This is a genomic window from Leifsonia sp. ZF2019 (assembly GCF_019924635.1).
Taxonomy (GTDB): Bacteria; Actinomycetota; Actinomycetes; order Actinomycetales; family Microbacteriaceae; genus Leifsonia.
In genome coordinates, this window is sequence record NZ_CP065037.1 from 1,362,120 (window position 1) to 1,384,220 (window position 22,101).

23 protein-coding genes and 1 pseudogene are annotated in these 22,101 nt (G+C 70.1%); 13 read left to right on the top strand and 11 right to left on the bottom strand.

Going from position 1 to position 22,101, the window contains the following annotated elements; translation table 11 throughout:
* Positions 1-40: 40 nt before the first annotated feature.
* Positions 41-965, top strand: a pseudogene (locus IT072_RS06650) (IS5 family transposase).
* A gap of 19 nt (positions 966-984) precedes the next feature.
* Here the strand turns inward: IT072_RS06650 and IT072_RS06655 are convergent.
* The 4 genes from IT072_RS06655 to IT072_RS06670 form a co-directional block, all read right to left on the bottom strand.
* A complete protein-coding gene (locus IT072_RS06655) occupies positions 985-1,359 on the bottom strand; it encodes an EXLDI protein (RefSeq protein ID WP_223358599.1) in 375 nt (124 codons plus the stop codon).
* A 179-nt stretch (positions 1,360-1,538) separates the two neighbouring features.
* A complete protein-coding gene (locus IT072_RS06660) occupies positions 1,539-1,883 on the bottom strand; it encodes a hypothetical protein (protein ID WP_223360169.1) in 345 nt (114 codons plus the stop codon).
* Between the two features lie 757 nt (positions 1,884-2,640).
* The gene (locus IT072_RS06665; RefSeq protein ID WP_223360170.1) at positions 2,641-2,835 is read right to left on the bottom strand and encodes a hypothetical protein; all 195 of its coding nucleotides are present in this window, start codon (positions 2,833-2,835) and stop codon (positions 2,641-2,643) included.
* Positions 2,836-2,848: 13 nt separating this feature from the next.
* Positions 2,849-3,232 carry a winged helix-turn-helix transcriptional regulator gene (locus IT072_RS06670; protein WP_223360171.1) on the bottom strand — a complete coding sequence of 128 codons (384 nt, stop codon included), beginning with the start codon at positions 3,230-3,232 and terminating at the stop codon, positions 2,849-2,851.
* Positions 3,233-3,330: 98 nt separating this feature from the next.
* On the opposite strand from IT072_RS06670, the gene IT072_RS06675 reads away from it, so the two are divergent.
* A complete protein-coding gene (locus tag IT072_RS06675) occupies positions 3,331-4,314 on the top strand; it encodes a zinc-dependent alcohol dehydrogenase family protein (protein ID WP_223360172.1) in 984 nt (327 codons plus the stop codon).
* Positions 4,315-4,339: 25 nt separating this feature from the next.
* Here the strand turns inward: IT072_RS06675 and IT072_RS06680 are convergent, their stop codons facing one another.
* Complete coding sequence (locus IT072_RS06680) at positions 4,340-4,783, bottom strand: SRPBCC family protein (protein WP_223360173.1); 444 nt, start codon at positions 4,781-4,783, stop codon at positions 4,340-4,342.
* Between the two features lie 246 nt (positions 4,784-5,029).
* On the opposite strand from IT072_RS06680, the gene IT072_RS06685 reads away from it, so the two are divergent.
* From IT072_RS06685 to IT072_RS06725, 9 genes are all read left to right on the top strand, one after another.
* Complete coding sequence (locus IT072_RS06685) at positions 5,030-5,593, top strand: flavin reductase family protein (RefSeq protein ID WP_223360174.1); 564 nt, start codon at positions 5,030-5,032, stop codon at positions 5,591-5,593.
* A gap of 82 nt (positions 5,594-5,675) precedes the next feature.
* Positions 5,676-6,773 (top strand): adenosine deaminase, encoded by a 1,098-nt coding sequence (add, locus tag IT072_RS06690; RefSeq protein WP_223360175.1) that lies wholly within the window; start codon positions 5,676-5,678, stop codon positions 6,771-6,773.
* 11 nt (positions 6,774-6,784) lie between these two features.
* Positions 6,785-7,498, top strand: coding sequence for a GntR family transcriptional regulator (locus IT072_RS06695; protein WP_223360176.1), 714 nt, complete (start codon positions 6,785-6,787; stop codon positions 7,496-7,498).
* A gap of 144 nt (positions 7,499-7,642) precedes the next feature.
* Entirely contained in the window at positions 7,643-8,665 is a 1,023-nt protein-coding gene (locus IT072_RS06700) for a BMP family ABC transporter substrate-binding protein (RefSeq protein ID WP_223360177.1), read from the top strand.
* A 20-nt stretch (positions 8,666-8,685) separates the two neighbouring features.
* Entirely contained in the window at positions 8,686-10,200 is a 1,515-nt protein-coding gene (locus IT072_RS06705; RefSeq protein ID WP_223360178.1) for an ABC transporter ATP-binding protein, read from the top strand.
* Entirely contained in the window at positions 10,193-11,278 is a 1,086-nt protein-coding gene (locus IT072_RS06710; RefSeq protein ID WP_223360179.1) for an ABC transporter permease, read from the top strand. The genes IT072_RS06705 and IT072_RS06710 overlap by 8 nt, the downstream gene beginning before the upstream one ends.
* Positions 11,275-12,234 carry an ABC transporter permease gene (locus IT072_RS06715; protein ID WP_223360180.1) on the top strand — a complete coding sequence of 320 codons (960 nt, stop codon included), beginning with the start codon at positions 11,275-11,277 and terminating at the stop codon, positions 12,232-12,234. The genes IT072_RS06710 and IT072_RS06715 overlap by 4 nt, the downstream gene beginning before the upstream one ends.
* Positions 12,231-13,376, top strand: a complete 1,146-nt coding sequence (locus IT072_RS06720; RefSeq protein ID WP_223360181.1) for an acyl-CoA dehydrogenase family protein — start codon at positions 12,231-12,233, stop codon at positions 13,374-13,376. Before IT072_RS06715 ends, IT072_RS06720 begins: the two co-directional genes overlap by 4 nt.
* 2 nt (positions 13,377-13,378) lie before the next feature.
* Positions 13,379-14,755: an LLM class flavin-dependent oxidoreductase gene (locus IT072_RS06725; RefSeq protein WP_223360182.1), complete on the top strand. Its 1,377-nt coding sequence runs from the start codon at positions 13,379-13,381 to the stop codon at positions 14,753-14,755.
* A 236-nt stretch (positions 14,756-14,991) separates the two neighbouring features.
* Here the strand turns inward: IT072_RS06725 and IT072_RS06730 are convergent, their stop codons facing one another.
* From IT072_RS06730 to IT072_RS06750, 5 genes are all read right to left on the bottom strand, one after another.
* Positions 14,992-15,594 (bottom strand): phosphatase PAP2 family protein, encoded by a 603-nt coding sequence (locus tag IT072_RS06730; RefSeq protein WP_223360183.1) that lies wholly within the window; start codon positions 15,592-15,594, stop codon positions 14,992-14,994.
* A 457-nt stretch (positions 15,595-16,051) separates the two neighbouring features.
* Positions 16,052-16,834, bottom strand: coding sequence for a class I SAM-dependent methyltransferase (locus IT072_RS06735; protein ID WP_223360184.1), 783 nt, complete (start codon positions 16,832-16,834; stop codon positions 16,052-16,054).
* A gap of 14 nt (positions 16,835-16,848) precedes the next feature.
* On the bottom strand, positions 16,849-17,595 hold the full coding sequence (locus IT072_RS06740) for an ABC transporter ATP-binding protein (RefSeq protein ID WP_223360185.1): 747 nt from the start codon (positions 17,593-17,595) through the stop codon (positions 16,849-16,851).
* 41 nt (positions 17,596-17,636) lie between these two features.
* Positions 17,637-18,641, bottom strand: a complete 1,005-nt coding sequence (locus IT072_RS06745) for an ABC transporter substrate-binding protein (protein ID WP_223360186.1) — start codon at positions 18,639-18,641, stop codon at positions 17,637-17,639.
* Complete coding sequence (locus IT072_RS06750; RefSeq protein ID WP_223360187.1) at positions 18,638-19,711, bottom strand: FecCD family ABC transporter permease; 1,074 nt, start codon at positions 19,709-19,711, stop codon at positions 18,638-18,640. The genes IT072_RS06745 and IT072_RS06750 overlap by 4 nt, the downstream gene beginning before the upstream one ends.
* 184 nt (positions 19,712-19,895) lie before the next feature.
* On the opposite strand from IT072_RS06750, the gene IT072_RS06755 reads away from it, so the two are divergent.
* A complete protein-coding gene (locus IT072_RS06755; RefSeq protein WP_223360188.1) occupies positions 19,896-20,795 on the top strand; it encodes an oxidoreductase in 900 nt (299 codons plus the stop codon).
* 94 nt (positions 20,796-20,889) lie between these two features.
* Here IT072_RS06755 and IT072_RS06760 read toward each other — a convergent pair whose 3' ends face one another.
* Positions 20,890-21,300: a MarR family winged helix-turn-helix transcriptional regulator gene (locus IT072_RS06760; RefSeq protein ID WP_223360189.1), complete on the bottom strand. Its 411-nt coding sequence runs from the start codon at positions 21,298-21,300 to the stop codon at positions 20,890-20,892.
* A 52-nt stretch (positions 21,301-21,352) separates the two neighbouring features.
* Between IT072_RS06760 and IT072_RS06765 the strand changes: the two genes are divergently transcribed.
* Positions 21,353-22,096, top strand: coding sequence for an alpha/beta fold hydrolase (locus IT072_RS06765; RefSeq protein WP_223360190.1), 744 nt, complete (start codon positions 21,353-21,355; stop codon positions 22,094-22,096).
* Positions 22,097-22,101: the final 5 nt, after the last annotated feature.

Here is a 22,101-nt window from a genome sequence, read left to right on the forward strand (position 1 = left end):
GGGTCAGGCCCCGGGCGACAAGAGCGTCGACTAGGGCGTGTTGCTAAACGCATTTGGGTGCGTTGGGGTGAGTCTTGGACCCGTGTCGCGTGATGTGATCTCGGATGAGGCGTGGGCGGTGATCGGTCCGTTGTTCCCATCGGTGAAGTCGACGGGTCGGCCGCCGGTGGATCGGCGTACGGTGGTCGAGGCGACGGCGTGGCGGTTCCGGACCGGGGCGCCGTGGAGGGATGTGCCGGAGCGGTTCGGGAACTGGAACACGATCTACAAGAACTTCAACCGGTGGTCCGGGCAGGGTGTGTGGGCGCGGGTGTTGGAGAAGACGCAGTCGCTCGCGCAGCGGTCCGGAGATTTGGACTGGGTCGCGTCGATCGATTCCACGATCGTGCGCGTGCACCAGCACGGAGCGACCCTGCCACGCGCCACGGGGGGCTACATCGAACTACAAGAAGTTTGGTGACGAGCCGCCCGATCACGCGATCGGTCGCTCCCGCGGCGGTCTGACGACCAAGAGCCACCTCGTCTGCGACGGGAAGGGCCGCGCGCTGGCGTTCGTTCTCACGTCAGGGCAGACGGCGGATACGAGCATGCTGACCGCGACGCTCAGCGAGATCCGCGTCCCCGGTGCCCGCGGCAGACCACGCTCACTCCCGGACCGAGTGCTCGCGGACAAGGGCTACCCTTCGAAGGCGAACCGGGCTTGGTTGCGGGAACGAGGGATCGCCGCGACGATCCCCGAGCGCGACGATCAGATCACGCACCGACGCAAGCGGCGCGGGCGGCCGATCGACTTCGGTGAGCAGCAGCGGGCCCGCTATCGCGGCCGCAACGTCGTCGAGCGGTGCTTCAACAAGCTCAAGCAATGGCGCGGGATCGCGATGCGCTCAGACAAGACCGCCCGCAACTACTATGCCGGGCTCTGCCTCGCCGCCACCCTCCACTGGGTAGGGACGCTCACGACCTGACGAGCGCGAGGTCGGACCTTCAGATGTCGAGGTCCTCGACGTCGGGGACCGTGAGCGCTGTCATCGTGGCTTGGACCAGCTCTGGCGGTAACTCGTTCGCCATCGCCGCAGTATCGGGGAAGACCGACAGAGATCGTTGACCTGACCGCCACCAGTCTTCCGACCACGTCCTTGGGTTGTTCCATACGGGGGCGTCCTCGTGTGGTGAGATGAAGAGTCGCCAGTTCGGACCCTCGCGCTGGTAGACCGCGATCTGTCCTCCGGAGGTCGCATACACGCGGTAGGTGATCGAGCGCGAACCGTCCTGACTCTCGAACCGCAAGAGCTGACGCCCCGTAAAACGCTTCACCGTGATCACCGGGCCATCGCTGACGTCGACTTCGACTTCGCCCATCTTCTCCGCTCCTCGCTCCTGCTCTCGTGCTGCGACGAACAACCGCAGGCCTGAAGCCACTGCGGCAGAGAGCCCCCCGGCAAGTTCCGCCGCCCGGTCGAATAGCGCCGCATCGTCAGCAGACACATACACGTTCCGAGTAGCCATGCGCATAAGTATGCGCACATCTTGGAGCCGAGTCAACCGGCCATCTCGATCGCACGACGCTCTTTAGCAACACGGCCTAGGGCGATGCACCGCTCAGGCTGTGCGGCAAGTGGTTCGTCCCATCCGGTGAACTGCAGGCCTGAACCGAGGCTGCCATCGGTGACGATAACGATCGGGCCGGTCGTCGCATTCATAGCGTGCAGGATCGCGTCGCGGATTCTGGAAGTCTCTAGCTGTCCCGCTCCAGCGCTGACCTCCTTCACCTGCACCAAAGTCTCGTCGCCTGTAGCTGTGCGACAGTCGAGGTCCTCGAAGCCTTCGGGAACTAGCGTGGTGAACGGCAGGACGCCTGCACGAGACATCACAAGCACGTGCACCGAGACAGCAAGTTGCCAAGTGACGCCTGCGACGTTGCGCGAGCCGTGTCTCAGCTTCCCCCATAGCTCTTCGCGGGCGTCGCTGTCCGCAGGGTGTGGCGGCGTCGGAGCGTTGGCATCTCGTGGCGTGGTCGGGCCTCGTCTACGTGGCCTCTTTCGACCCCTGCCAGACGAACCCATGGTGCTTCCCTCGCGAAGGCCTACTCCGGTCGATCGAGCGCGGGTTGCGCTCGACCCATAGAACGACGATAGCGAGGGTGACCGACATCGCAGGCGTCTGCGGCCCGGAGAAGCGCTGGAGAGTGCTGCCTCCTTGACCGGATCAAGTAGCCGCTGGTCGCGCGATGCGCTCGTCAGGAGAAGCCGGCGTGTGGGGTGCCTCAGGAGAGTCCTTCTGCCTCCTTGGCGAGGGGGACCAAAAGGGGACCAGAAACATGCAAACCATGCATCACGTGACGTGTTCTGCATGATCTGAGGCCCGGAATCACGCGGAATCCGGCCTGACTGATGCCGACTGGACGCCTGGGGGTCAAGGGGTCGCAGGTTCAAATCCTGTCAGCCCGACGTCACGACAAGAAGAGAGGGCCGGAGAGTTCGCGATGCGAACCTCCGGCCCTCTCTTCTTGTCGTGACTCGCTGCGGACTTCCCGGGTCCCCGCCGCGCGGGGCCCCGGGCGCCGTCAAACGCGAAGCGTGCGGGCGGCGTTTGGGGGAGCGGTGGGGTGCAGCCCGACGTCAGGGCCGTTTGCGTAACTATTTACGAAACCGCCCGAAAGAGAATCGCCCCGGAGAAATCTCCGGGGCGATTCTCTTTCTGGCGGCCCGTATCTGGGTTGTAGTGCTCGCGGTCGCATCGTCGTACCTTGGGGTCCTTCGGTTCGCTTCGAGTAGCGTTGGCGATGAACGAGCTGATCTTGCGCATGTTGAACGCCGCAACGATGAGCGTGATCATGAACGCACCGCCGTCAGCCGGCCGACGGCGAGCGGCCGATATCGTCCGCCTCCGCCGGCTCCCGGAACTCGGTGACCTCGGAACCGTGCTCCGCAGCCCAAGCGTTGAGCGCCTCGATCGGTGACTGCAGACTGCGGCCGAGCTCGGTCAGCTGGTACGTCACCGTGCGCGCGCTGGCAGCGTGGCGCTCGACCAGCCCGTTCTGCTGCAGGTGCCGCAGCGTCTGAGTCAGCACCTTCCGCGAGACGCCGCCGATGAGGGTTACCAGCTCCGCGTGTCGAAGAGGCCTCGGGATCAAACCCTGGATGACGAGGACGGACCACTTGTCGGAGAGGAGTTCGAGCGTGAGGCGGGCGGGGCAGTCCGCGAGGAAGACGTTCCCTGGTCGATCGAGCACCGTCCAAAGGTACCTCGGGGTAACGCATCGTTTCCTACCGTGGAGATCGAGTCGTCGTCGCACTGCTCGGCGTTATCGAACCACTCACGGGAGAAACCATGTCACGCGTCGTCGTCTTCGATCGCTTCGGCGGTCCAGAGGTCCTTCGGGTCGTCGATGAGGAGCCTGCCGCCCCGAGATCCGGCGAGGTCCGGATCCAGATCGAGGCGGCAGCCGTCAACCCCATCGACATCCTGAGTCGCTCCGGCACTTCGCCCGCGCATGTCGCCCTGCCGCACGCCCGCCTCGGCGTCGAAGCCACAGGGGTGGTGGAGGCTGTCGGCCCCGAGACGTCGGGATTCCATGTCGGGGATCCGGTGATCGTGACCGCCATCCCGGACTTCGTCGCCCGTGGCAGCTACGCCGACCGCCTCACGGTGCCCTCGAGTGTCCTGATCCTCCGCCCTCCGCAGCTGACCGTTCCGCAGGCCGCCGCGAGTTGGGTGGCGTTCTCGACGGCGTACGGCGCCCTGGTCGGTGCGGCCGGGACGCGGCCCGGAGACCGTGTGGTCGTCTCCGGCGCCTCCGGTGCCGTCGGCCGGGCGGCGATCCAGGTCGCCCGACTCGTCGGCGCGGTCCCGATCGCGCTCACACGCAGGCGGAACGGCGTAGCACCCCTGGAAACGGCCGGCGCCGCAGCGGTGGTTGTGACGGATGCGGGGAATCCCGCCGATGCGATCCGGGCGGCGACGGACGGTGAGGGCGCCGACATCGTGCTCGACCTGGTCCGCGGGCCGGGGCAGGCCGACCTGATCGAAGCCACCCGCCGGGGCGGGGTCGTCGTCGCGGCCGGTTTCCTGGATCCACGGCCGACGCCGCCGTCCCGACGCGACGATGTGACGCTGGTCGGGTATCGGGGCTTCGAGACGCTGGCCGACAAGGAGGCGGTCGATCGTATGGCCGCGTTCTTCGTGGCCGGGGTCGAGAAGCAGGCGCTCCTCCCTCGCATCGATCGCGAGTTCCCGCTCGCTGAGGCGGTTGAAGCGCACCGCCACTACGAGAGCGGGCGGAATCGAGGCGGCAAGGTCGTGCTCCGCCCGTGAGCGGACGGGCGACGTGGCGGCCGCGTCACGGGGTCGCGTCGTCCAGGCGGGTCGCACCCGGGAGCCGCAGCGCGGCGAGCCGTCCCAGTTGCCCGGTGAGCTCGGCGGCGTAGGCGTCCGCCTGGCCGGCGGGCACCTTCCAGAGCACGCTCTGCACGCGCGAGCCGCCGTCGGTGGGGGAGACGAAGAACTCGAGCTCCGACCCGGGGAAGACGATCTGGCTCTCCTGCACGGCGTCCCAGGCGATGAGCAGCCGCCTCGGGATGACGACGTCGAGGATGTGCCCGGCGCCGCTCCTCCCGTCGCGCACGATCTGCAGCGATCCGCCGGGCCGGAGGGAGACCTCGGCGCGGTCGGCGAACCAGCGGGCGAGGAGGGAGGGCTTCGTCAGTGCGTCGAACACCATCGCGGGCGCGGCCGTCACGGTCGTCTCCGCCTTCACCTCGGCCAGGTCGTCGCTCGCGAGCATGTCGTCACCTCCGACGCGACGGCGGGAGTCGAACCCGCAACGCCCCTGGTCTGCTGCCGAGGCCCGGGACCGCCCGGATCGCCGCGATGCGACCACGTTAGGAGGAGCCGATCGCGAGGACCAGGGAACGTTGCGAAAGATGAACCGGCGTAAAGCGGCGTAACGCGGACGTGCGCTCCGGGCGCGAGGGGGCGCAGGATGGGCGCCACCTGTCGCGTTCCCAGAGCACCTGTCGGAGGAGTGTCCATGACCGATCTGCGAGCCGCCGAATCCGCCGTTGCCGACGAGCAGCAGGCCGGCCGCTTCCCGCTCGGCCTCACCGCCGACGAGTTCAAGCTGGCGTTCCGCAATCATGCCGCGGGCGTCGCCGTCATCACGGCCGACGCGGGCGAGGGGCCGGTCGGCCTCACGGCTACGAGTGTCTTCTCGGTGAGCGCGGAGCCGCCGCTGCTGGTGTTCTCGATCTCGGCGCACTCCTCGTCCGCTCCGACCGTGCTCCGGGCGGAGAACGTGGTGGTCCACCTGCTGGCGGAGGACCAGCTCGACCTGGCGCAGCTGTGCGCCACGAGCGGGGTCGACCGGTTCGCCGACACGAGCATCTGGACGCGTCTGGTCACGGGCGAGCCCTACTTCCCGGCAGCGCATGCGTGGATCCGCGGCCGCGTGGTCGACACGATGAGCGCGGGCAAGTCCACCATCGTGGCGGTGCACGCGCTGCAGTCGCACGTGCGCGAGGAGGTGGCGGCGCCGCTGGTCTACCACAACCGCACGTGGCACAGCCTCGGCGAGGCGTCCCGGGTTCCCGTCTGACACGGGCCGGCCCCAACTTGTCAACAAGCCGCGGCGACGAATAGAGTCGGCGGGCCACCCGCCGAAAGGACCGCCCTCGCCCATGCCCGCCGACGCCGTCGCTTCCACCCTGCCCGCAACACCCCCCGCCGTCGAGCCGGCCCGACGGATCGACGAGACCTGGATCCGTGCCCTCCCGAAGACGGAGACGCACGTGCACCTCGAGGGCAACTTCGAACTGGTGGATCTGCTGGACCTCGCCAAGGCCGCAGGCGAACCGCTGCCCGGCCCCGCGGCCACCCTTTTCGATGTGTCGACGCACGATGCGAGCGACGGCTCCGGCGACCTCGCCGACTTCCTTCGTTTTCTGGACTGGGAGTGCGGGCTCGTCCGCACTGCCGACCAGGCCGCACGGCACGCCTACACGTTCGCCGCCCGCCAGACCGCCTCCGGCATCGGCTACACGGACGCCATCATCAACCCGACGCACTGGGGAGCCTGGGCAGGACGCATCCCCGAACTCTTCGACGCCCTGGCGGCCGGACTCGAGGAGGCGGAGCAGGACGGCCTGGCCGAGGTGCAGCTCTGCTACTCGCTGCTGCGTCAGCAGTCGGCGTCCGAAGCCCGCGAGGTCGTCGAGTGGCTACGCGACGCACGTCCCCGCCGCGTGGTCGCCCTGTCGATCGATGGGGACGAGCGGTCGGCGGGACGTGTCAGTGGCCGGTTCGCCGAGGCGTTCACCCTGGCGCAGGAGGCCGGATTCCGGCGGACGGTGCACGCCGGGGAGTCGAGCGGACCCGAGGGCGTGTGGGACGCCATCCAGCTGCTCCACGCTGAGCGCATCGACCACGGGGTGCGGGCCGTGGAGGACCCGGAGCTGCTGCGCTTCCTCGCCGACACGCAGATCCCGCTGGGGGTGTGTCCCCGGTCGAACGTCGTGCTGGGGATCTACGACGACTGGCGGGACCACCCGCTCGTCGTACTGCGCGACGCCGGCGTCAACGTGACCATCAACACCGACGACCCGGCCCCGCTCGGCACCACGCTCGAGGCCGACTGGGCAGTGTGCGCGGAGACCTTCGGACTCGGCCAGGACGACCTCGTCGGCTTCGCCCGGGCCTCCATCGCGGCGAGCTTCGCCGACGATGCCACGAAGGCTCGGCTCGAGGCGGGCCTTCGTCCGTCGGCGCTCAGCCGCTAGATTCGAAGACTGTGACCGACCGCAGCCTCCACAACCAGCTCCTGCGCGAGGTCAGGGAGGCGGCGGCGGCCAACGCACCCCTCCCCGGCGAGCTCGAGCTGACCGCACGGCTCGGCTGCACGCGCCAGCAGTTGCGCAACGCCCTGGCGGAGCTGGAACGGCAGGGGATCCTCCGACGGAGGCAGGGCGCGCCGACCACCGTCGACCAGGTCGGTCTGCGCATGAGCGTGCGGCTGGAGGACCAGTTCGAGCACACGGTGCTGCTCTCGCGCATGGGCTACGAGGCCGAGGTCGAGATCCTGCGATCGGAGGTGGAGCCGCTCCCCGCGTCGATCGCCGCGCTGCTCGACGCGGAGCCCGGCAGCCCGGCCCTCCGCAGCGTCAAGCGCTGGCGTGCCGACGGCCGCCCCGCGATGCTCGCGTCCGGCTACCTGCTGCTGCCCGACGCCGCCCCGCGGGAGCTCGACGACTCCGTGTTCACCGCCGTCACGCAGGTGTGGAACGAGTCCCTGGTCTGGGAGGTGGCGACGCCGGGTGCGGCGGCTCTCGACGCCGAGCAGGCCGCGCTGCTGGAGAGGCCGGCGGGCACGCCGGTGATGACGTTCGAGCTCATCGGTGTTTCCGTGAGCGGACGCCGGCTGTTCTACGCGTTCGAGCACCATCTGCCGGAGGTCGTCCGCTATTCGTTCGCCCGCACGGTTCGCCCGCCGTGGGACGGCCTCTGAGCATCTGATCCGCCGCTCGCGGCGGAGTGTGGCGTTTTGTTTCGGCTCGCATCGCGCCGAACGCGTGGGCTGGGCAAACTTATCGACAAGTTGTGCACCCACATTCCGCGACTGCCCCCTCACACCCGACGAAAGGCGCCCGCCATGAAGCTGCGCTCCCTCCTCACCCCGCTGCTCGCCGTTCCCATCGTCGCCGTGCTGGCCGCCTGCTCCTCCGGGGCCACGGCCGGCGGGGAAGCGACCTCCGCCCACGAGCTGAAGGTCGCCGTCGTGCTCGGTGGCCTGGCCAACGACGGCGGATTCAACCAGTACGCGGCCGACGCCGCACACGCCCTCGAGAAGAAGGGCGAGATCAAGGCCCAGATCCGCGAGTCCGTGACCAGCTCCTCCGATGCGGAGGCCGCGTTCCGCCAGTACGCCTCTCAGGGCTACGACCTCATCATCGGCTGGGGCCTCGACTTCGCCAACTCGGTGTTCACCGTCGCGAAGGAGCAGCCGAAGGCCCACTTCGTCGCCACCGGCTCCGTCGACATCCTGAAGAAGGCCACCGCGAACGTCGAGACCTGGACCTACGCGAGCGACCAGCAGGGCTACCTGACCGGCTGGGTGGCGGGCAAGTCCGGTCTTTCGCCGATCGGCGTCGTCGACGGCCAGCTGGCGCCGTTCAACGAGACCACGTACAAGGCGCTGACCGTCGGTCTCAAGGCCGCCAACCCGTCGGCGACCGAGCTCAAGCCGATCTTCACCGGCAGCTGGGAGGACCCGGCGCTCGCGAACCAGGCGGCGAAGGCGCAGATCGCGGCCGGCGCGAAGCTGATCGTCACCGGCGCCGAGGGGTACACCCCCGGCGTGCTCTCCGCGGCCAAGGCGGCAGGGATCGCCACCCTCGGCGCCTCGAGCACCTCGTCCTCGGACGCGAAGCAGGTCAACATCGGCCTGGTGAAGCTGGACTTCACGCCCACCCTCGAGGAGATCGTCGGTCACCTCGACAAGGGTGACTTCGGCAAGCACTCCTACACGTCGACGATCGCCAACAAGGGCCTGATCCTCGCCGACATCAACCAGGTGGATGCCGCGCCCCAGCTGCCGAAGGACATCGCAGCGCAGGTCGACGAGCTCGCCAAGAAGCTCGCCAGCGGCGAACTGACCATCCCGTCGGTCGGCTGATCGGACCGGACCGGATCCCGATGTCGTCCGCACTCGCGCTCCTGGGCGCCTCCAAATCGTTCGGAGGCGCCCAGGTGCTGCACGATGTCGAGCTGCGCCTCGAGGCGGGCAGCGTCCACGCGCTGGTGGGGGAGAACGGTGCGGGCAAGTCGACCGCCCTGAAGATCCTGGCCGGCCTCGAACGGCCGACGGCAGGCACGGTCGCCGTCGGCGGACAGCCGGTAGCCTTCACCGTCCGCCAGGACGCGATCGACCGCGGCATCGGCCTGGTCGCGCAGCAGCTCAGCCTCATCCCGGAGCTGACCCTGGCCGAGAACCTCATTCTTGGCCAGCCGGAACGCATCGCCCGCCGCGGTCGCGCGGCCCGGCTGCTGCGGGAGGCGGCGGAACAGGCTGGCCTGGCCGTCCGCCCCGACGTGCGCGTACGCGTGCTCGGCCTTGCGCAGCGTCAGCTCGGTGAGCTGGCCATCGCGCTGGCACAGGGGGCGCGCATCCTGCTGCTCGACGAGCCGACCTCCGCTCTCGGGCCGTTCGAGACCGCCGCCCTGTTCGGTCGGGTGCGCGCGCTGGCCGCGAGCGGGCACTCCGTCCTGCTCATCACGCACCGGCTGGACGAGGTCCGGCAGGTCGCCGACGACGTGACGGTCCTCTCGCACGGCCGGGTGACCCTCGCAGCGCGTGTCACCGAGGTCACCGACGACGAACTGGTGCGGGCGATGGTCGGGTCGGTCCCCGCCGTCCCGCGGCGCGTCCACGAGCTGGGAGGGGAGACCCGGCTGCGGCTGGAGGGAGTCTCGGCCCAGGGCGCGGGCGCCCGGATCGACGGCATCGACCTGGATGTCCGCGGTGGTGAGATCGTGGGCGTGCTGGGTGTCGCCGGCAACGGCCAGACCGCCCTCGCGGAAGCGGCTGCCGGCGTCCTGGCCCTGGCCTCCGGCACGGTCGTCGTCGATGGCGCGTCGGTCGGCGGCCGTCCGGAGAAGGCCGCGGAGGCCGGGCTGGCCTATGTCCCGGAGGCACGCGAGCAGGCCGTGCTGCCGGATGCGCCGCTCACCCGGTCGGCCGTCCTGCGCACCCTGGGCAACGGCCGCCGGTTCCTCCGCCGCGGGTTGATCGACTGGAAGGCGGCGCGGTCGTTCACCTCGGCGCTGCTCGAGCGCCACGATGTGCGGCCCGCCGATCCGGAACTGCCCGCCCGCGCGCTGTCGGGCGGCAACCAGCAGAAGCTCCTGGTCGGTCGCGAACTCGACGGCGGCCCGGCCGTAGCCGTGCTGCACGGCCCGACCCAAGGGCTCGACCTGCACGCGGGCGCGGTCATCCGCGGCGAGATCCGCTCGGCGGCCGTGGCGGGCGCCGCCGTCCTGCTGGTCAGCGCGGACACGGACGAGATCCGCGAGCTGGCCGACACCATCCTGATCCTCTCGAAGGGACGCATCGTGGACCGGTTCGAGGCCGCCGAGTTCGACAGCACCCGCGTCGGCCGTGCGATGGCCGGACTCACCGGCCCTGCCGCGGACGGAGTGCACGATGAGTGACATGCTGGCGTTCGCGCGCCGTCGTCGCGGCTACCTGATCGCGCTCCTGTACGTGGTCGCGGGGTTCGCGGTCGTGCTCGCCCTGGTCGCGTCCACCGGCGGGGATCTGGGCGTGGCCTTGAACGGCTGGTTCACGGGTGCGTTCGGCGACGGTTACAACCTCACCCAGACCCTCGCCGACGCGACCCCGCTCGCCCTCGTCGCGATCGGAGTCTCGGTCGCCCTTCGTGCCGACGTGATCACGATCGGCGCCGAGGGTCAGGCGATCGTCGGCGCCGTCTTCTCGACCGCGCTGGCCCTCCTGCTCGGACCGTCGGCCAGTCCTGTCGTCGCGCTTCCGCTCGGCGCGCTCGCGGGCGTGGTCGGGGGTGTGCTGTGGGCGCTCCCCGCCGCCGTCGCGAAACTGCGCTGGGGCGTCACCGAGATCCTGTTCACCCTGCTGGCCAACTACCTCGCCGTCTCGCTCCTGACGTATCTGTTGCGGACGGTCCTGCGCGACCCGGCGACCAACGCCAGCCCGCAGAGCCCGCCCCTCCCCGTCCCGTCGCAGTTGCCGATGCTGCCGGTCGCCGGCCGCATCCACGTCGGCATCGTGCTCGTCGCGGTGCTGCTGGTCGCGCTGTGGTGGTGGTCGCGGACACGCCAGGCCTTCGTTCTCGACGTCTACGGCTCCCGACCGCTCCTGGCCGCCCGTCTCGGGCTCACGCCCCGACGAGCCGTGTTCACCGCCATGATCGTCTCCGGCGCCACGGCGGGCCTGGCCGGCTGGATGCAGGTGGCGGGAGTGACCCAGCGTCTCGAGCCCGACGTCTCCAGCGGCATCGGGTTCGCCGGCCTGGCGGTGGCCGTCCTCGGCCGGGGCAATCCGATCGGCATCGCGCTGGCGGCCGTGGTCTACGCCTCGCTCGGGACGGGGGCGGCCGGCGTGCAGATCGTCACCGGCACCGTCCCCACCGCCATCGGCACCGTGACCCAGGGCATCCTGCTGCTCACCGCGGCGCTGGCCCTCGCTGCCGTCACGATCACCGGGCGGGAGCGCGCCGACTCCGTCGCCGCCAAGGCGGAGGTCGCCGCATGAGCCCGGTCGACTTCTGGACCGTCGTCCTTTCGGGCGCCCTCGCACTGTGCGCGCCGATCGTCATCGCAGGACTCGGCGAGATCTTCCTCGAACGCACCGGCGGTTTCAATGTCGGAATCGAGGGGATGATGCTGCTCGGCGCCGTCTTCGGCGTCCTCGGCTCCCACCTGGGAGGCGTGTGGACGGGGGTGCTCGCGGGCATCCTGGCCGGTCTCGTCCTCGGGCTGCTCATGGGAGTCGCCTCCGCGCTGGCCAAGGCGGACATCATCATCGTCGGTATCGCGATCGGTCTGCTCGGCACCGGACTCAGCGTCTTTCTCTACCAGGCGCTCAACCCGGCCGGTCACACCAACCAGACGGTGCAGACGCAGCCGCCGTTGCACCTGCCGCTCATCGAGTCCATCCCCGTGATCGGTCCGGGCCTGGCCGGAGCGGGCGTCTTCTTCTACTTGTCGCTCGTGCTCGTGGTGCTGTCCTGGCTGGTCCTCGACCACACCCGCTTCGGCCTGCGCCTCCGCGCGGTCGGCGACGACGAGGCCGTCGCGCGAACCCGCGGCATCGCCCCCGTCCGCTTCCGCGTGGTCGCCGCGATCATCGCCGGAGGATTCGCCGGGCTTGCGGGAGCGACCGTTCCCCTCGCCGAGATCGGCACCTTCTCGCCGGGCATGACCGGAGGCACGGGCTTCATCGCCCTCGCCGTGGTCATCATCGGCCGGCGGACGCCGGCCGGCCTGATCGTGGGCGCGCTGCTCTTCTCGTTCTTCAACAGCCTGGCGCTGCTGGCGCAGACCCAGAGCCTCGGTCTGCCCGTCGAACTCTTCCAGGCCCTGCCGTACCTCGCGACGCTCTTCGTGCTCTGCGTGGTCTCCCGCCGAATCTGGCGGCGGTCGCGCGCATCGCGCTCCGTCGCGTCCCCTCTGCCCTCCCCTGCACCCGAACCCGAAGGAGTCCGATGACCGCCCCCACCAGCCTGCACGACCTTCCGCCCCGGGAGAGGGAGCTGCTCGACGCGGTCGCCGAGCTAGCCACCGGTTTCGAGGCGGAGGCGGCCGGGTACGACGACCGCGCCGAGATCGCGGTCGCCAACCTGACCGCACTGCACCACGCCGGGCTCGACGCCGCCGTGCTGCCGGAGCACCTCGGAGGAACGGGCCTCAGCTACCAGGCCTTCGGCGAGGCGGTCCGCCTGCTCGCCGCCGCCGATCCGTCGACTGCCACCATCGTGACCATGCACACCGGCGCAGCGGTCGGGCTCGCCGAGCTGACCCGCGAGCGCCAGGGGAGCTTCTTCGCCGACGAGCTGCTGGGCGGGAAGCGCTTCGCCAACGCGCTCTCGGAGCCCACCAGCGGCAACCGATTCCTGAACCCCCAACAGGAGGCGCGCCCGGCCGACGGCGGCTGGCTGCTCGCGGGGACCAAGCGGTTCGTCTCGGGCAGCGAGATCGCCGACTACCTGCTCGTCAACGCGCTCGTCGACGGCGTCCCCACCTTCTTCGCCGTCATTCCCGACGAGACCGTGACGATCATCCCGATCTGGGACACGCTCGGCCTGCGCGCGACGCGCAGCCAGCTGCTGTCCTTCGACGACACGCTGCTGCGGGAGGAATTCCGCGGCCGCTCGCCGCAGCCCGGCGACTTCGCGGCCGTCCCGGCGGGCCTGCCGGCGATCTCGCTGGGCATCGCCGACGCCGCCCTGGGGGCGCTCGTCGACCACGCGCGCAACCGCGCCATCCTGGGCAAGCCGCTGTCCCATCAGCAGTGGATCCAGCACGAGGTCGCCGACGCGCAGTCGAGACTCGAGGCGGTGCACGCCTTCTTCCAGCGCACGCTCGCCGAAGCGGACGCCGGCCGGCCGGAGTTCTTCTCCAACCTGTCGCGCGCCAAGTACCTCGCCAACAAGGTCGCGGTCGAGGTCGCCCAGCTCGGGGTCCGCGTGGGCGGGGCATCGGGATATTTGAAGCAGTCGCCGATCCAGCGACACCTCCGCAACGCGCAGGCCGGCCAGCTGATGGCCTACTCCACCGAGGTGCTCGCCACCGAGATCGGCAAAGAGGTCCTCGGCGTGGTCGAGACCGTCGAGAACGAGGAGGTGGCCTGAGCATGGCCGACCGGCAGCGCATGATCTTCAACGCCTTCAACATCTTCTCCGTCTCGCACCACGACCAGGGGATGTGGGCGTGGCCGGGAAGCGAACAGCTGCGGTACAACGACGTCCACTACTGGGCTGATGTCGCCAAGCTGCTGGAACGCGGTCGCTTCGACACCCTGTTCTTCGCCGACGTGCTGGCGCCGTACGAGACCTTCGAGGGCTCGCGGGAGCGGGCGGTGTACAGCGGGATGCAGTTCCCCATCAACGACCCGGGCGAGCTCATCCCGGCGCTCGCGTACGCCACGGAGAACCTGGGTTTCGTGCTGACCCAGAACATCCTCCAGGAACCGCCGTACGCGTTCGCGCGCAAGATGTCGACGCTGGACCATCTCACCCGCGGCCGGATCGCGTGGAACATTGTGACCACCTTCCTGCCCGGGGCGGGCCGCAACCTCGGCTTCGGCGGTCTGCCCGAGCACGAGGACCGGTACGCGCGGGCCGACGACTACATCGACGTCGTGTACAAGCTCTGGGAGGCGTCGTGGGAGGACGACGCCGTCGTCCGCGACACGGCGCGCCAGCAGTATTCCGACCCCGCCAAGATCCACGAGATCAATCACGTGGGTCCGTTCTACGACGTGGTGGGGCCGCACCTGACCGAGCCGTCGCCGCAGCGCACGCCGTTCCTCATCCAGGCCGGGGTCTCGCCGCGCGGCCGCGACTTCGCCGGGCGCAACGCCGAGGGACTGTTCATCAACGCGCTCAGCCCGCAGGAGGCCGAGCCGGTGGTCCGGGATGTGCGCGCGGCGGCCGTGCGCCACGGTCGCCGTGCCGACGACGTGAAGCTGTTCGGCATCCTCGGCTTCGTCGTGGGCAGCACAGAGGAGGAGGCGCGGCGGCTGCACGAGGAGATCACCGACTTCCAGAGCATCGACGCCAACCTCGCCAAGCAGAGCGTCTTCCTCGGCTACGACTTCAGCCAGCTCGATCCGAAGGAGCCCATCGGCGAGATCGCGAAGCGGCCGGAAGGCCAGGAGGGCATTGTCGGCAAGCTGATCGCGATGTCACCGAACCCCCGGTACACGATCGGCGAGCTGGTCCGCTGGTTCGGCAACCTCCGGGTCGTGGGCACGCCGGAGCAGATCGCCGACCACGTCGAGGCCTGGAACGACGCCGGCGTCGACGGCATGAACGTGCAGTACGTGGTCTCGCCCGGTTCGTTCGAGGACTTCGTCGACCATGTGACTCCCGTGCTGCAGAAGCGCGGGCTGATGCAGTCGGAGTACCGCGAGGGCACCCTGCGCGAGAAGGTGTTCGGCAAGGGGCCTTTCCTCCCTGACGAGCACCGGGCCCGCGGGTTCCGTCGCGCCGCCTTCGGCGATGGGTAAGTCGTACGAATCGACGGTCGGGGCGGAGTGTCGCCCGCTTCGGCCGCCAGAATCTGCCGAGCTCGGTCGGCCGTCATAGCGGTCGATGAATTGTTTGAGAAGAGATAGACAAGGTCGACGTCAAACGCGCAGCGTGCAGGCGGCGTTCGGGGGAGCGGTGGGGTGCAGCCCGTGGCGACGTGCGTTGCAGCCGGAGCGCGAAGCGGCTCGGCGACGCTCGGGGACTCAGGGGCGAATCAGTTGCGGGGGCAGACCCGCGTGCGCGCAATCGCGACCGTGAGGATGAGCAGTGTCGGCACAATGAGCCCCCAGATCGCGCCGGCCGCGACGTCATGAAGATAGTGCACTCCCTCGAGCAGGCGTCCGGCCGCAACTGCGAGCGCAAGTGCCCCTGCGGTGGTCGCCCACAGTAGCCGCCCGCCCACGATGGCGATGGCACATGTCGCGGCGAATGCCAGCGTCGCATGGTTGGAAGGGAAGGAATAGTCCGCGGTGTCGCATGCCCCCGCGGAAGGCCATCGCGTGCACGGTCGCTCCTGCGCGAACAGAGCCTTGCCCGCCTCACTGCCGAGGTACGCGAGCACCACTGCCGTGCCTCCCGCAATCACGAGGGCGCGGCGTTCCGGCGTCCGCCACCACGCGTGCAGCAGCACTGCCGCCGCGAATGCCGCGAGGGCGACGAGGAGTCCGTCCGCGAGGAACTCCACTCCGGGGACTGCGAAGCCGGCGGATGCGGCCGCCCGCGTGACGATGACGCTCAGACTTTGGCTCGGGAACGGAGCGACGAGCGCGATGACTGCGGCCAGCGCGACGACGACGAGCGGAGCGATAGCTCGCAAGGACGGGACGGGGCTGGCCGTCGGTGAAGAGGATTCGCTATATGTCACCTCTGCGAGGCTATTGGGCGCACGGTCGGGGTAAATCGGCGCAGCGGACGACGCGCGTCACTCGCTAGGAGGATCCTCCTGCACCCCGTCCTTGACTCGGCTCGGCGAGCGCGGCCGAAACAAGGAGACGCATGTCTGTCGTGCCCGCTCACGTCGTCCTGGTGGATGAGGATGCGCTCGAAGAGCGTCTGCTGATCTCGCGGAGCGTGGCCCGGACCTTCTCTGGGAAAGCGTTCCGTCAACCGCGAGGTCGGGCAGGTCGGACTCCGTGAAGGTGCGCCCGCCGAGCCGGATGGTGAGCTGCACGTCGAGGGGGCACTGCGCTGCCTGCTGCACGGAGAGGGCGCCGCCGAGGGTGGTGCGCAGCCGCAGTTCACCTCCCGAACGGCGCCCAACTCCCCACGCCCCCTCAGCGGATCCCGGAGACGATGTAGTCGTCGAGGTACTGCCATGCGGTTCCGGCCTCGGTGAAGCCGGCGCAGCGGAGTGCCTCGATGTGGAAGCCGAGAGTGACCTTGGGCGGTGGGGTGTCCAGAGGGCCGCCCCAGGCGATTTCGCGCGCCCGCATCGCTTCCGCGTAGTCGGGGTCGGCGCCGAGGGCGGCCCACCATTGGTCCCAGGTTTCCGTGCCGGAGGAGAAGGCGGCCTTCTGCTGCAGTTCGTCGTCGCGCGAGGAGAGGGCGTGCAGCGTCGGCGCGGAGACCGCGTCGAATGCGAGGTGGTCGCCGTTGAGGAAGACCCCCTGCGGGCGGAGCATTCCGGCGAGCTCGAAGTACACGCGAACGAGCGTCTCCGGTCGCAGCCAGTGCAGCGCGGTGGTGCTGACGATCGCGTCGAAAGGCTCGGCCAGAACGGGAGCCGCCGTCCAGCCGGGGTCGTCCAGATCCGTTTCGAGGATCTCCACGCGGTCGTCCCCGGCGTGCGCGTTGGCTGCGATCGCGAGGAGGGCGGGATCCTTGTCGGCCATCACCACTCTCGCGTGCGGGATCTCGTCGAGCAGGGCTCGTCCGAGCGAGCCGGGTCCGGACGCGAGATCCAGGATGCGTGGGCGGGTGGTGTCGCGGGAGAGATCGGAGACGATGCGGGCCATGGCGGCGAACCGGAGGTCGCGGTGGCGAATGTAGGCGGTCTGCTGCGCGTCCCAGCGTTTCAGGTAGTCGATCGCGGTCGTGGTGGTCGAGGTGAATGTCATGGTGAGGTTCTCCTTCATGAGAGCGATGGGTCGGAGGGGGCCGGGGCCTCCGGCAGGCGGAAGGTGAGGTGCGCCCGGTCCGCGGCGTCGGTGTGCACTGCGGACCGGACCCGGTAGACCGGGTCGAGCAGCGCAGGCACGAGCACGGTGCGCGGGGATCCCGAGGCGACGACCTCGCCCTCGGAGAGCAGCACCAGGCGGTCGCACGTGCGCGCGGCGAGCTCGAGGTCGTGCAGCACGATCACCACGGTCGGAGCGATCCTGCGCAGCAGCGCCATCAGCTCGAGCTGGTGTCGGATGTCGAGGTGGTTGGTCGGCTCGTCGAGCAAGGCATGGGGTGCTCCGTGCACGATGGCGCGGGCGATCTGCACGCGCTGCCGCTCCCCTCCGGACAGCCTCGCGACCGGGTCATGGGCCTGGTCGTGGAGGCCGACGATGTCGAGGGCGCGCTCGATCCGGGGCTCGAAGGCGCGGCTTTGCGCGCGCCACGAGCCGTGGTGTGCGATCCCGCCCAGCGACACTTCGTCGCTGACCCGGAGGGCGGGATCCGACTCCAGCAGCTGCCCGACGAACACCGTGCGCCGAGCGATCCAGCGCCGGGAGGCCGTCGCGATGTCGACACCGTCGATGAGGACGGAGCCGGCGTGGGGACGATGCGCGCCGATCAGGGACCGGAGCAACGTGGACTTGCCACTGCCGTTGGGGCCGACCACGCCGACCACCTCGCCGTCCTCCACCGTGAGATCGATGTCGTGGAGCACGGATCTCCCCGCTCGGCGGACGGCGAGACCATGGGCCGTGATCAATCCAGCGTCTTCAGCTGCTCGACGAGCACGGACGGCCCCTTGGCGCTCAGGACCGTCGGCGGATCCGTGTACGGGAACGGGAGGGTGAGGACCCGATGCTCCTTCACCGCCGTGAGGCCCTGCACACCGGGCACCGATTGGAACGCGGTGACGGCCGCCTTGTCGTCGTCGCCGCTGTACAGCAGGACGATCGTCTTCGGATCCTTTGCGATGATGTCTTCCAGACTCGCGTCGAACACGCGCTCGGTCGATGCGGCGTAGACGTTGGTGAGCCCTGCGGCCTCGAAGACGGGGGTGACCATGCTCGGCCCGCCGTACGGGGAGACGACGCCGCCGGACGAGACGTAGAGGGCGGCGGCGGTCCCCGCCTCGGACGCCGGGGCTTTCAGTTGCGCCTGGGAGCCGGCGATGGCCTGATCGGCGAGATCGCTTGCGCCGAGCGCCGTGCCGAGGGCCTTCAGCTCGCTCCAGACGCGATCGAACGACGCGCGCTGGGTGTACTCGGCGGGTGGGTCGTCGCAGTACGCCGTGGGGGAGAAGACCGGGATGCCGAGGCTCGCGAGTGAGGCGCGGTCGACGGCGTTCTCCGGCGCGATCACCAGGTCGGGCTCGGCCCCGATGATGCTTTCCTGCGACACGATCGAGCCTCCCGTGGGGCCCGTCTCGGTGCTGAGCGGAGTGATCGCGTCGATCGCGTCGATCGTGCTCTTCTCGTAGAGACCGCGCGCCGGCGCGGCGGTCACGGCGACGACGCGGTCGACGGCCTGGAGCGCCTCGAGGTTCGCGAGCTCGTCATTGTTGATCATCACGATGCGTTTCGGCTTCGCCGGGATCGTGACCTCGGTGCCGCAGTTCTCGATCGTGACGGGGAAGCCCCCGGAGGCGGGGGAGGCATCGGAGTTCGGCGCCTGGGCGGCGCAGCCGAGGAGCGCGCCGCCCAGGCCGGCGCCGAGCAGCGCTCCGGCGGCCAGACGAGTGACGAGGGGACGGTGGGTTTTCATGCGGGCCTTTCTGCGGGTGAGCGGGGGCGGGACGTGGCGGCGGAACGCGGTCGGTCGTTTCCGCCGCGTGCGAGGAGAGTGAGCAGAACGGGGGCGCCGATCACGCCCGTGATCACCCCGACGGGGATCTCGTGCGGGGCGAGGAGCGTGCGCGCACCCGTGTCGGCGGCGACGAGGAGGATCGCGCCGATGAGCGCGGACGCCGGGAGGAGCCGGCGATGCCGAGCCCCCACCAGGGCGCGGCCCAGGTGCGGCACGACCAGGCCGATGAATCCGACGCCGCCGACGCCCGCGACGATGACGCCGACCACGGCGGAGGTGCCGGCGAGGATCGCGAAGCGGGAGCGCTTCGGGTCGAGCCCCGCCGCGATCGCGGAGTCGTCGCCCGAGGCGAGGGCGTCGATCCGACCGCTGATCAGGACGAGACCGGCCAGCCCGAGGGCCACCGCGATGGCGACGGCGACGATCATCGTCGGCTGCACGGCGGCGAGCGAGCCCAGCAGCCAGAACATCACGGATCGCGCGGCCTCGGGCGAATCGGACAGGAAAAGGAGCAGGCTCGTGACAGCGCTGAGGGCGTAGCCTACGGCGAGCCCCGCGAGCACGATCCGATGAGGACCCCGCGCACGTCCGGCGCCGGCGAGCGCGAGCACGAGGGCGACAGTCAGCACTGCGCCGACCAGCGCGGCTCCGGAGACGGCGAGGGCCGTTCCCGAGCCGACGACGAGCACGATGATGGCGACCCCCGCCGAGGCGCCGGAGTTCAGCCCCAGCAGGTAGGGGTCGGCGAGCGAGTTGCGCACGAGCGCTTGCAGCACGGCGCCCGCGAATGCCAGCCCGGCGCCGGCAACCGCCGCCATGAGGATCCGGGGCAGCCGCGCGGACCAGACGACCTGCGCCGCGACGTCGCCGCTCGTGTCGCCGCCGAGGAGGCCGCGGGCGATGGCGGACAGCACCGCTCCCGGGGACAGCGGCACCGCGCCCGTCCCGAGCGAGAGCACGAGTGTCACCAGGAGGGCGGCGGACAGGGAGAGGAAGACAACGAGTGCTCTTCGCGGGATGGGGACCAAGGGCACCTCTTTCAACGCCCTCAGCCTAGATGAGAATAGTTCTCAATAACAAATGCGTCGGGACCGCACGTCGAGCGCCGCACGGTCGTGTACCTCGCGGCCGGGACTGCTCGGGTGGAGACGGCGGCGCCCGATACCCTGGGAGGAGAGCGCACCCGTGGGAGGACTCGGAATGGCGACACCGATGCAGACGCGACCCGTGCCCACGGTCGCCGTCGTGGGGCCCGGCGCGATCGGTACGACGGTCGCCGCAGCGCTGTACGAACGCGGCATCACGCCCGGACTGTATGGTCGGACCGCGCGGACGGGTCTCGAACTCGTCGCGCCGGACGCGCGTATCGCCGTGCCGGGGCCGGTGGTCACGGACGCGGCCGAGGTGGGCGGCCCGGCCGACATCGTTTTCCTCGCGGTCAAGGCCACGCAGATCGAGTCGGCGGCGCCGTGGTTGCGGGCGCTGTGCGGGCCGGAGACCGTGGTCTGCGTCCTGCAGAACGGGGTGGAGCAGATCGCGATGGTCTCACCGCACGTGCCTCAGGGGGCGGCCATCGTGCCCGCCGTGGTGTGGTTCCCCGCGCAGGCGCACCCCGATGGCACGGTGGTTCTGCGCGGCGACGCCCGGTTGACCCTCCCGCGCGCGACTGCGGCCGAGCGGGTCATTGCCGTGCTGCACGGCTCGCGCTGCAGCACGGAGATCGCGGACGACTTCCTCTCCATCGCCTGGCGCAAGCTGCTCCAGAACGCGGCCGCCGGACTGATGGCGCTGACGGGGCGACGGGCCGGGATGTACACCCGGCCCGATATCGCCGACCTGACCCTCGCCTACCTCCGCGAATGCCTGTCCGTTGCTCGCGCCGAGGGTGCGCGACTCGATGACGGCGTGCCCGCCGAGATCCTCGCCGGCTTCCGATCGTTCCCCGCCGACATGAGCACGTCGATCCTCACCGATCGCGAGGCGTCCCGCCCGCTCGAATGGGAGATCCGCAACGGGGTCGTCTCCCGTCTGGGTCGTGCCCACGACATCCCGACGCCGATCGGCGACGTGATCACCGCTCTCCTCGCTGCGACCAGCGACGGCCCGGGCTGACCCGTCGCCGCCGGAACGAGGACGACAGGACCAGCGACATATGTGCGCTCCCTGAGGCGCGCGGTCAGGGGTGCACGGGGCGGGAGGGCGGCCCTCAGTCTCCGACCAAGGCGGTGAGCGTCGTGGCGAGGAGGGCGCGCTCCGGCTCGTCTAGCGGAGCGAACAGGGTCTCGAGCACGCGGGCGGCGATGCGGTGCCCTTCTTCGAGGGCGGTTCGGCCGGCCTCCGTCAGGGTGTAGTCGAGGCGGCGTCCGTGCCCGGGGGCGCGCTCGATCAATCCGCGAGCCTCCATCCTGCCGGCGAGTGTGCCGAAGGCCTGGTCGCTCTGAAAGGTCGCCATCGCCAGCGCGTGCCCGGAGGCTCCGGGCAGATGTTCGATCGCGCGGAGCGCATCCCACTGCACGAGCGTCACCCCGGCATCGCGAAGGGCGCTGTCCATGGTCCGGTGGTTGCGGTACTGCGCCTGCTTGATCGCCCGGCCGAGCAGTTCGAGATCCGTCGTCATCGTGCTACCTTATCAACACGCGTATATAAACATATTTAGATAGGAGCAGCAGATGGTCGCCTCCGAGCCCACGACCCGCACCGCACTCGTCCTCCATGGTGGGGGCGGACCCCGGACGATCGCCCCGATCGCCGAGCATCTCTCTGGGGCCATGCGCGTCATCGCCCCGACGCACCCGGGCTGGGAGGGTACGCCCCGACCTGGGCGGATCGACTCCGTCTCCGCGCTGGCGACGCACTACCTGGACCAGCTGCGCGAGCGGGGCGAACACGATGTCGTGCTCGTCGGATCCTCCCTCGGCGGGTGGATCGCGCTGGAGATGGCCCTGCACGCCGCCGCGGACGCGCGCTACGCGGGTGTCGTGGGGGCGGTGGTCGACATCGACGGCGTCGGTGCGGTCGTCGACGGCGAGCCGATCGCCGACTTCTTCGCGCTCGACGCCCGGGGCCTCGCCCAGGCGGCATGGCATGATCCCGACCGCGGCTACATCGACCCGGCCACCCTCACCGAGGAGCAGCGCGCCCTGCAGCGGTCGAACGGGCAGGCCATGGCCGCCGTCGCAGGCACCGCGATGAGCGACCCGACGCTCCTCGCGCGGCTGGGGGCGATCGCGGTCCCGACCCTCGTCGTTCACGGCGCCAGCGACCGGATCGTCACCCCGGCCTACGGTCGGTCCGTCGCGGATGCCATCCCGGGCGCCGCGTTCGCCGAGGTCGCGGCGGCCGGCCACCTGCCCCACCTCGAGGCTCCCCAGGCGACGTGGTCCGTCATCGACCCGTTCCTCGCGGCCATCTGATCACG

Excerpts from the sequence above, each read along its gene's own strand:
- IT072_RS06655 (WP_223358599.1), bottom strand. The coding sequence starts at position 1,359 with ATGGGCGAAGTCGAAGTCGACGTCAGCGATGGCCCGGTGATCACGGTG.
- IT072_RS06665 (WP_223360170.1), bottom strand. The coding sequence starts at position 2,835 with ATGATCACGCTCATCGTTGCGGCGTTCAACATGCGCAAGATCAGCTCG.
- IT072_RS06675 (WP_223360172.1), top strand. The coding sequence starts at position 3,331 with ATGTCACGCGTCGTCGTCTTCGATCGCTTCGGCGGTCCAGAGGTCCTT.
- IT072_RS06680 (WP_223360173.1), bottom strand. The coding sequence starts at position 4,783 with ATGCTCGCGAGCGACGACCTGGCCGAGGTGAAGGCGGAGACGACCGTG.
- IT072_RS06685 (WP_223360174.1), top strand. The coding sequence starts at position 5,030 with ATGACCGATCTGCGAGCCGCCGAATCCGCCGTTGCCGACGAGCAGCAG.
- add (WP_223360175.1), top strand. The coding sequence starts at position 5,676 with ATGCCCGCCGACGCCGTCGCTTCCACCCTGCCCGCAACACCCCCCGCC.
- IT072_RS06700 (WP_223360177.1), top strand. The coding sequence starts at position 7,643 with ATGAAGCTGCGCTCCCTCCTCACCCCGCTGCTCGCCGTTCCCATCGTC.
- IT072_RS06705 (WP_223360178.1), top strand. The coding sequence starts at position 8,686 with ATGTCGTCCGCACTCGCGCTCCTGGGCGCCTCCAAATCGTTCGGAGGC.
- IT072_RS06710 (WP_223360179.1), top strand. The coding sequence starts at position 10,193 with ATGAGTGACATGCTGGCGTTCGCGCGCCGTCGTCGCGGCTACCTGATC.
- IT072_RS06715 (WP_223360180.1), top strand. The coding sequence starts at position 11,275 with ATGAGCCCGGTCGACTTCTGGACCGTCGTCCTTTCGGGCGCCCTCGCA.
- IT072_RS06720 (WP_223360181.1), top strand. The coding sequence starts at position 12,231 with ATGACCGCCCCCACCAGCCTGCACGACCTTCCGCCCCGGGAGAGGGAG.
- IT072_RS06725 (WP_223360182.1), top strand. The coding sequence starts at position 13,379 with ATGGCCGACCGGCAGCGCATGATCTTCAACGCCTTCAACATCTTCTCC.
- IT072_RS06735 (WP_223360184.1), bottom strand. The coding sequence starts at position 16,834 with ATGACATTCACCTCGACCACCACGACCGCGATCGACTACCTGAAACGC.
- IT072_RS06745 (WP_223360186.1), bottom strand. The coding sequence starts at position 18,641 with ATGAAAACCCACCGTCCCCTCGTCACTCGTCTGGCCGCCGGAGCGCTG.
- IT072_RS06755 (WP_223360188.1), top strand. The coding sequence starts at position 19,896 with ATGCAGACGCGACCCGTGCCCACGGTCGCCGTCGTGGGGCCCGGCGCG.
- IT072_RS06760 (WP_223360189.1), bottom strand. The coding sequence starts at position 21,300 with ATGACGACGGATCTCGAACTGCTCGGCCGGGCGATCAAGCAGGCGCAG.
- IT072_RS06765 (WP_223360190.1), top strand. The coding sequence starts at position 21,353 with ATGGTCGCCTCCGAGCCCACGACCCGCACCGCACTCGTCCTCCATGGT.